We start from the raw sequence: 7,517 nt of genomic DNA on the forward strand, positions 1-7,517 counted from the left end.
CTTGTGCAACGAGCATCCTTGCCCCGGTTGCCGGGGCGTACTGAATGAAGGTGGCCACGCCGGCGCGCGTGGGCCCACCGGTGAAGGAACTTGCCGTGATCACAGAACTTGAATTCAAAAGCCTTGCGCAGCAGGGCTACAACCGCATTCCGCTGATGGCGGAGGCGTTTGCCGACCTCGAAACCCCGCTCTCCCTGTACCTCAAGCTGGCGCATTCGAGGGATGGCGGCAAATTCAGCTTTCTGCTCGAATCGGTCGTCGGCGGCGAGCGTTTCGGCCGCTACAGCTTCATAGGCCTGCCGGCCCGCACCCTGGTGCGCGCCAGCGGTTTTGGCGCCGACGTGCTGACCGAGGTGGTGCGGGACGGCCAGGTCATCGAAACCTCCAAGGCCAACCCGCTTGACTTCATCAGCGACTACCAGAAGCGTTTCAAGGTTGCGCTGCGGCCCGGCTTGCCGCGCTTTTGTGGCGGCCTGGCTGGTTATTTTGGCTACGACACGGTGCGTTACATCGAGAAAAAGCTCGAGGCCTCCTGCCCGCCCGACACCCTGGGCTGTCCCGACATCCTGCTGCTGCAGTGCGAAGAGCTGGCGGTGATCGACAACCTTTCGGGCAAGCTCTACCTGATCGTTTACGCCGACCCGGCCCTGCCGGAAGCCTATGCCAACGCCAAGAAGCGCGTGCGCGAACTGAAGGAGCAGCTGAAATACTCGGTCAGCGCCCCGGTGGTCAAGCCGACCCAGGGTTACCCGGCCGAACGTGACTTTGCCAAGGCCGACTACCTGGCCGCTGTCGAACGCGCCAAGCGGCTGATCGAGGCCGGTGACTTCATGCAGGTGCAGGTCGGCCAGCGCATCAAGAAGCGTTACACCGAGTCGCCGCTGTCGCTGTACCGCGCGCTGCGTTCGCTCAACCCCAGCCCTTACATGTATTACTACCACTTCGGGGATTTTCATGTGGTCGGGGCCTCGCCGGAAATTCTGGTGCGCCAGGAAAAGACCGAAGAGGGCCAGAAGATCACGATTCGCCCGCTGGCCGGCACACGGCCGCGCGCGTCGTCGCCCGAGGCCGACAAGGCTGTCGAGCAGGAACTGATCAACGACCCGAAGGAGCGTGCCGAACACGTGATGCTGATCGACCTGGCGCGCAACGACATCGGCCGCATCGCCAAAACCGGCACGGTCAAGGTGACCGAGGCGTTTTCGGTGGAGCGTTACAGCCATGTCATGCACATCGTCAGCAATGTCGAGGGGGTGTTGCTCGACGGCATGACCAGCATGGATGTGCTCAAGGCGACTTTCCCGGCTGGCACGCTGACCGGCGCGCCCAAGGTGCATGCGATGGAGCTGATCGACCAGCTGGAGCCGACCAAACGCGGCCTGTACGGCGGCGCCTGCGGCTACCTCAGTTATGCCGGCGACATGGACGTGGCGATAGCGATCCGCACCGGCGTCATCAAGGACCAGATGCTGTATGTGCAGGCGGCAGCCGGCGTGGTGGCCGATTCGGTGGCCGAGCTCGAATGGAAAGAGACCGAGGCCAAGGCGCGCGCCTTGCTGCGGGCTTCCGAGCTGGTCGAAGAAGGTCTGGAATAAGGAGCAGATCATGAAACTGCTGATGATCGACAACTACGACTCCTTCACCTACAACATCGTCCAGTATTTCGGCGAGCTCGGTGCCGAGGTCGAGGTCTTCCGCAACGATGAAATCACCGTGGAAGGCATAACCGCCCGCGCGCCGGACCGGCTGGTGATCTCGCCCGGTCCGTGTTCGCCGGCGGAGGCCGGCATTTCGGTGGCAGCCATCCAGCACTTCGCCGGCAAGCTGCCGATCCTGGGCGTCTGCCTGGGCCACCAGGCGGTGGGTGCGGCATTTGGCGGCAAGATCGTGCGTGCGCAGCAGCTGATGCATGGCAAGACCAGTGTGATCACCACCACGCAGCAAGGCGTGTTTGCCGGTCTGCCGGCGCAGTTCACCGTCAACCGTTACCACTCGCTGGCGATTGAAAAATCAAGCTGCCCCGAGGTGCTGGCGGTGACGGCCTGGACCGACGACGGCGAGATCATGGGCGTGCGCCACAAGGAACTCGCCATCCAGGGCGTGCAGTTCCACCCGGAATCGATACTGACCGAACACGGCCATGCGATGCTGAAAAACTTCCTCGACCAGAGCGCCTAGCCAGGGCTCTGTTTGCTATAAAAAACGTAGCTTCTTGCGCATGTTCCATAAGGGCTGGTGCCAGATATGACCTCCAAAGTTGACCTCAGAAGCGACACCGTGACGCAGCCCACCGAAGGCATGCGCGCCGCCATGGCCGCGGCGCCGCTGGGAGACGACGTGTTCGGCGACGACCCGAGCGTGAACGCGCTGCAGGACAAGATCGCGGCGATGCTGGACTTCGAGGCGGCGCTGTTTGTGCCCACCGGTACCCAGAGCAACCTGTGCGCCATCCTGGCCCACTGCCAGCGCGGCGACGAGTACATCGTTGGCCAGATGCAGCACTGCTACCGCTGGGAAGGCGGCGGCGCGGCGGTGCTGGGCAGCGTGCAGCCGCAGCCGCTGAGCCACCAGGCCGACGGCACGCTGGCGCTGGCCGACATCGAGGCCGCCGTCAAGCCGGACGACCCGCATTTTGCCCGCAGCCGCCTGCTGGCGCTGGAAAACACGCTGGGCGGCAAGCTGCTGCCCATGGCCTACATCGAGCAGGCGACCGAGCTGGCGCGCCGCCAGGGGCTGGCCCGGCACCTGGACGGCGCGCGGCTGTTCAATGCGGCGGTGGCCCAGGCGGCGCTGCTGGGCACCGAGGCGCGGGCAGAAGCCCGGCGCATCGCCGGCTGCTTCGACTCGGTGTCCGTCTGCTTCAGCAAGGGCCTGGGCGCGCCGGTGGGTTCGGCACTGTGCGGCTCGGCCGAATTCATCGCCCGCGCCCGGCGCATCCGCAAGATGGCTGGCGGTGCCATGCGCCAGGCCGGCGGGCTGGCGGCCGCGGCCTCGTATGCGCTGGACCACCACATAGCCCGCCTGGCCGACGACCATGGGCTGGCAAAACGGCTGGCCGACGGGCTGTCGGGCATAGAAGGCCTGCAGGTCGAGGCACCGCAGACCAACATCCTGTTTGTGGACCTGGTCGGCAGCGCGCGCGACCGCTCCGAGGCCTTGCTGCGGCACCTGGCGAGTCAAGGCATCCAGGCCACCGGCCTGTACCGCCTGCGTTTTGTCACCCACCTCGATGTCGATGCGGCTGGCGTGGACCGGGCGATCGCGGCGATTCGCGGCTTCTTCAGCCACTGAGGGACCCTGCATGGCGACCGGACAACTGCTGCTTTTCATCGCTGCCGGCGTGTTGCTGAACCTGACGCCCGGCCCCGACGTGCTCTACATCGTGACCCATGCCCTGCGCCGCGGCGCGCGCGCCGGCATGGTGGCGGCGCTGGGCATCACCGCGGGTTGTTTTGTGCACATCATCGCGGCGGCATTGGGAGTCAGCGCCTTGCTGGCCGCCTCGGCCACGGCGTTCACCGTGCTCAAGTGGGCCGGCGCCGCCTACCTGGTGTATGTCGGCATCCGCCTGCTGACCAGTCAGGGCGCTGAATTTGCTATCACTTCGGAAGCTGGTGGCGCCCGTGCAACAAAGGCTGGAGGCCTGAAAGGCATCTTTTTCCAGGGCTTCTGGACAAACGTGCTGAACCCCAAGGTGGCGCTGTTTTTCCTCGCCTTTGTGCCGCAGTTCATTGCGCCCAGTGTGGACAACAAGCCGTTGGCCTTTTTGCTGCTGGGCCTGCTGTTCAACTTCAACGCGCTGTGGGTCAACCTCGGCTGGGCGCTGGCCGCGGCCTGGCTGGCGCGGCGCGCGGGGGCCTTGCAGCGCGGGCTGTGCTGGCTGGACCGGGTGGCCGGCACCATGTTCATTGGATTTGGCATCAAGCTGGCCCTGACCGACAATCCTTCCCACTAACTCCAGAGACAAGACAAGAGCACGACCATGCCCATGAGCAACAAAATCACGCCTCAGGAAGCGCTGCAGCGCACGATTGAACACCGCGAGATCTTCCACGACGAGATGCTCAAGATCATGCGGCTGATCATGAGCGGTGAACTTTCGCCCGTCATGATGGCCGCGCTGATCACCGGCCTGCGCGTGAAGAAGGAAACCATCGGCGAAATCACCGCGGCGGCGCAGGTGATGCGCGAGTTTTCGACCAAGGTCCATGTGGCCGACAAGACACACCTGGTGGACATCGTCGGTACCGGCGGCGACGGCTCGCACACCTTCAACATCTCGACTTGCTCGATGTTTGTTGCCGCGGCGGCCGGCGCCAAGGTCAGCAAACATGGCGGGCGCAGCGTCAGCAGCAAGTCCGGCAGCGCCGACGTGCTCGAAGCCTTGGGCGTCAACATCAACCTGAAGCCCGAGGCGATTGCCCAATGCATCGCGGAGGTCGGCGTCGGCTTTATGTTTGCGCCCAACCATCATCCGGCGATGAAAAACGTCGCCCCGGTGCGCAAGGAACTCGGCGTGCGCACCATCTTCAACATCCTCGGGCCGCTGACGAATCCGGCCGATGCGCCCAACATCCTGATGGGCGTGTTCCACCCCGACCTCGTCGGCATCCAGGTGCGCGCGTTGCAGCGCCTGGGCGCCGAACATGCGCTGGTGGTGTACGGCAAGGACGGCATGGACGAGGTGTCACTGGGTGCGGCCACGGTGGTCGGCGAGCTCAAGGGCGGCGAAATCACCGAATACGAAATCCATCCCGAGGACTTCGGCCTGGCCATGGCCAGCAACCGCACGCTGCGCGTGGAAACGCCGGAGCAGTCGATGGCCATGCTTAGGAGCGTGCTCGACGACGAGCCGGGCGCGGCGCGCGACATCGTCATCCTCAACGCCGGCGCCGCCCTGTATGCGGCCAATGTGGCCGAATCCATGCTGGCCGGCATCGCGCTGGCCCGCGAAGCCATCACTTCAGGCGCCGCCAAAGGCAAGCTGGCGCAGCTTGTTTCCACCTCCCGAGCCCTGGCGACCTGAACCATGTCCGATATCCTGAACAAGATTGTGGCCGTCAAGCGCGAAGAAGTTGCCGCGGCCATCAAGCGCAAACCCCTGGCCGCGATGCGGTTTGACGCCGAGTCGCGCGTGCTGACGCGTGATTTTGTCGGCGCCCTGCGCGCCAAAATCAGCGCCGGCAAGCCCGCGGTGATTGCAGAAATCAAGAAAGCCAGCCCCTCCAAGGGCGTGCTGCGTACCGACTTCATTCCCGCTGACATTGCGCAAAGTTATGCTGAGCATGGCGCAGCGTGTTTGTCGGTGCTCACTGACAAAGATTTTTTCCAGGGCAGCATCGATTACCTGAAGCAGGCGCGTGCCTCCTGCAGCCTGCCGGTGTTGCGCAAGGATTTCATCGTCGACCCCTACCAAGTCTACGAATCGCGCGTCATGGGCGCCGACTGCATCCTGCTGATCGCCGCTTGCCTGGACGACGCGCAAATGAAGGCGCTGGAGGCGCTGGCCTTCTCGCTGGACATGGCGGTGCTGGTGGAAGTGCATGACCGCGTCGAACTCAAGCGCGCGCTCCAGCTCAGGACGCCGCTGCTGGGCATCAACAACCGCAACCTGCAGACCTTCGAGGTGTCGCTGGACACCACGCTGGGCCTGGTCCAGGACGTGCCGGCCGACCGGCTGCTGGTGACGGAGTCCGGCATCATGACCGCGGCCGACGTGGCGCGCCTGCGCGCGGCCAAAGTCAACGCTTTCCTGGTCGGCGAGGCTTTCATGCGCGCCGACGACCCCGGCGTTGCGCTGGCGGAGCTGTTCCCCGATGCTGCTGATTAGATAGCTGCTCGCGCCCATGCCACAAGGACTTCAGGCCGATTTGGCCTTTGAAAATCTGCCCAAACCGCTGCCGGAAGGCACCGGCCACGGCCGGCACCTGGCGCGCTGGAACCCGGCCGACTGGCCGCTGGCGGCCGATTGGGCGCCGGAAGTCGGTCATTTCCTGGCCAGCAAAACCGGCCAGCAGCTGGGGGCGTTTATCGAACAGCGACTCGCGCAGGGGGCCATCATTTACCCGCCGCAGCCGTTTCGGGCTCTGGCGCTGACACCGCTGGCCGATGTCGAGGTCGTGATCCTGGGCCAGGACCCTTACCATGGCCCGGGGCAAGCGCAGGGGCTGGCTTTTTCGGTCCCCGACGGTGTGAAACCCCCGCCCAGCCTGCGCAACATCTTCAAGGAACTGGCGCGTGATCCGGCGGTGCAGGCGGAAGTGCACAGCGGCGGTTCGCTTGAACGCTGGGCCAGCCAGGGGGTGTTGCTGCTCAACACCAGCCTGACGGTGGAAGAAGGGCAGGCCGCCAGCCATGCCAAACAGGGTTGGGAAGTGCTGACCGACCAGCTGATCGCCGCGGTGGCGGCCAAACCCGAGCCGGTGGTGTTTTTGCTCTGGGGCGCCCATGCGCAGACCAAGCAGGCGCTGATTCCGGCCCGGCACCTGGTGCTGACGGCCAATCACCCCTCGCCCCTGTCGGCACTGCGACCCCCCAAACCTTTCATCGGCTGCGGGCATTTCAGCGCTGCCAACGAGTTTTTGCGCAGCCACGGCCGCCGGCCGGTGAGGTGGTAAGCACTTGTTGTTCAGGATTGCTGGATGTCAAATTTCCATGGCATAATCTGAGGTTCGCCAAAGGAGAGGTGGCCGAGTGGTTAATGGCAGCAGACTGTAAATCTGCCCTCTAACGAGTACGCTGGTTCGAATCCAGCCCTCTCCACCAGCGATGAATTTTGATAGGCAGGCTTTGGCCTGGATGGTTGGTATGCCGTGTTTCGGGGTTGTCTTGAAGTGAAAAGGCGGTCGATGCGGGAGTAGTTCAATGGTAGAACCCTAGCCTTCCAAGCTAATGACGCGGGTTCGATTCCCGTCTCCCGCTCCATCACAACAAGCGCTGGTTTTGTATTTGGCAGGTAAGCAGAGTTTTTGAATTTGGCCCATTTGGCTCAGTGGCAGAGCACTCCCTTGGTAAGGGAGAGGTCCCGGGTCCGATTCCCGGAATGGGCACCATTTCATGGGTGCATGGTCGGCACAGTGTGCTGGCGTGGCTGGTGGTGTGGCAGTGGTGTGACAAATTTCGTAAGTAAATCCTTAAGGTATTTGGAGTCGAAAAATGGCAAAAGGCAAATTTGAGCGGACCAAGCCGCACGTCAACGTAGGCACGATTGGGCACGTTGACCATGGCAAGACCACCCTGACGGCAGCGATCACGACCGTGCTCGCAGCCAAGTTCGGCGGCGAAGCCAAAGGTTACGACCAGATCGACGCGGCTCCCGAAGAAAAAGCCCGCGGCATCACCATCAACACCGCCCACGTGGAATACGAAACGGCCAACCGCCACTACGCCCACGTCGACTGCCCAGGCCACGCCGACTATGTGAAAAACATGATCACCGGCGCCGCCCAGATGGACGGCGCGATCCTGGTGTGCTCCGCCGCTGACGGCCCCATGCCCCAGACCCGCGAGCACATCCT

General features: G+C 63.9%; 8 protein-coding genes and 3 tRNA genes. All 11 read left to right on the forward strand.

The window, feature by feature from the left end; all coding sequences use genetic code 11:
- The first annotated feature begins 95 nt into the window (after positions 1-95).
- On the forward strand, positions 96-1,595 hold the full coding sequence (gene trpE, locus AAG813_RS13020; RefSeq protein ID WP_341915964.1) for an anthranilate synthase component I: 1,500 nt from the start codon (positions 96-98) through the stop codon (positions 1,593-1,595).
- Between the two features lie 10 nt (positions 1,596-1,605).
- Entirely contained in the window at positions 1,606-2,178 is a 573-nt protein-coding gene (locus tag AAG813_RS13025; protein ID WP_341915966.1) for an aminodeoxychorismate/anthranilate synthase component II, read from the forward strand.
- A gap of 66 nt (positions 2,179-2,244) precedes the next feature.
- Positions 2,245-3,291 (forward strand): low-specificity L-threonine aldolase, encoded by a 1,047-nt coding sequence (ltaE, locus tag AAG813_RS13030; protein WP_341915969.1) that lies wholly within the window; start codon positions 2,245-2,247, stop codon positions 3,289-3,291.
- Positions 3,292-3,301: 10 nt separating this feature from the next.
- The gene (locus AAG813_RS13035) at positions 3,302-3,955 is read left to right on the forward strand and encodes a LysE family translocator (protein WP_341915973.1); all 654 of its coding nucleotides are present in this window, start codon (positions 3,302-3,304) and stop codon (positions 3,953-3,955) included.
- A gap of 27 nt (positions 3,956-3,982) precedes the next feature.
- The gene (gene trpD / locus AAG813_RS13040) at positions 3,983-5,026 is read left to right on the forward strand and encodes an anthranilate phosphoribosyltransferase (protein WP_341915977.1); all 1,044 of its coding nucleotides are present in this window, start codon (positions 3,983-3,985) and stop codon (positions 5,024-5,026) included.
- 3 nt (positions 5,027-5,029) lie between these two features.
- Positions 5,030-5,830: an indole-3-glycerol phosphate synthase TrpC gene (gene trpC, locus AAG813_RS13045; protein WP_341915978.1), complete on the forward strand. Its 801-nt coding sequence runs from the start codon at positions 5,030-5,032 to the stop codon at positions 5,828-5,830.
- Between the two features lie 16 nt (positions 5,831-5,846).
- Complete coding sequence (locus tag AAG813_RS13050; protein ID WP_341915979.1) at positions 5,847-6,617, forward strand: uracil-DNA glycosylase; 771 nt, start codon at positions 5,847-5,849, stop codon at positions 6,615-6,617.
- 62 nt (positions 6,618-6,679) lie between these two features.
- Positions 6,680-6,765 (forward strand) — tRNA-Tyr (locus AAG813_RS13055).
- A gap of 85 nt (positions 6,766-6,850) precedes the next feature.
- Positions 6,851-6,924 (forward strand) — tRNA-Gly (locus AAG813_RS13060).
- 53 nt (positions 6,925-6,977) lie between these two features.
- A tRNA-Thr gene (locus AAG813_RS13065) sits at positions 6,978-7,052 on the forward strand.
- A gap of 103 nt (positions 7,053-7,155) precedes the next feature.
- On the forward strand, positions 7,156-7,517 hold a 362-nt coding region (locus AAG813_RS13070; RefSeq protein WP_341915980.1), incomplete at its 3' end, for a GTP-binding protein.

Source organism: Polaromonas sp. YR568 (assembly GCF_943371715.1).
Lineage (GTDB): Bacteria > Pseudomonadota > Gammaproteobacteria > Burkholderiales > Burkholderiaceae_C > Polaromonas.

Excerpts from the sequence above, each read along its gene's own strand:
- AAG813_RS13025 (WP_341915966.1), top strand. The coding sequence starts at position 1,606 with ATGAAACTGCTGATGATCGACAACTACGACTCCTTCACCTACAACATC.
- ltaE (WP_341915969.1), top strand. The coding sequence starts at position 2,245 with ATGACCTCCAAAGTTGACCTCAGAAGCGACACCGTGACGCAGCCCACC.
- AAG813_RS13035 (WP_341915973.1), top strand. The coding sequence starts at position 3,302 with ATGGCGACCGGACAACTGCTGCTTTTCATCGCTGCCGGCGTGTTGCTG.
- trpD (WP_341915977.1), top strand. The coding sequence starts at position 3,983 with ATGCCCATGAGCAACAAAATCACGCCTCAGGAAGCGCTGCAGCGCACG.
- trpC (WP_341915978.1), top strand. The coding sequence starts at position 5,030 with ATGTCCGATATCCTGAACAAGATTGTGGCCGTCAAGCGCGAAGAAGTT.
- AAG813_RS13050 (WP_341915979.1), top strand. The coding sequence starts at position 5,847 with ATGCCACAAGGACTTCAGGCCGATTTGGCCTTTGAAAATCTGCCCAAA.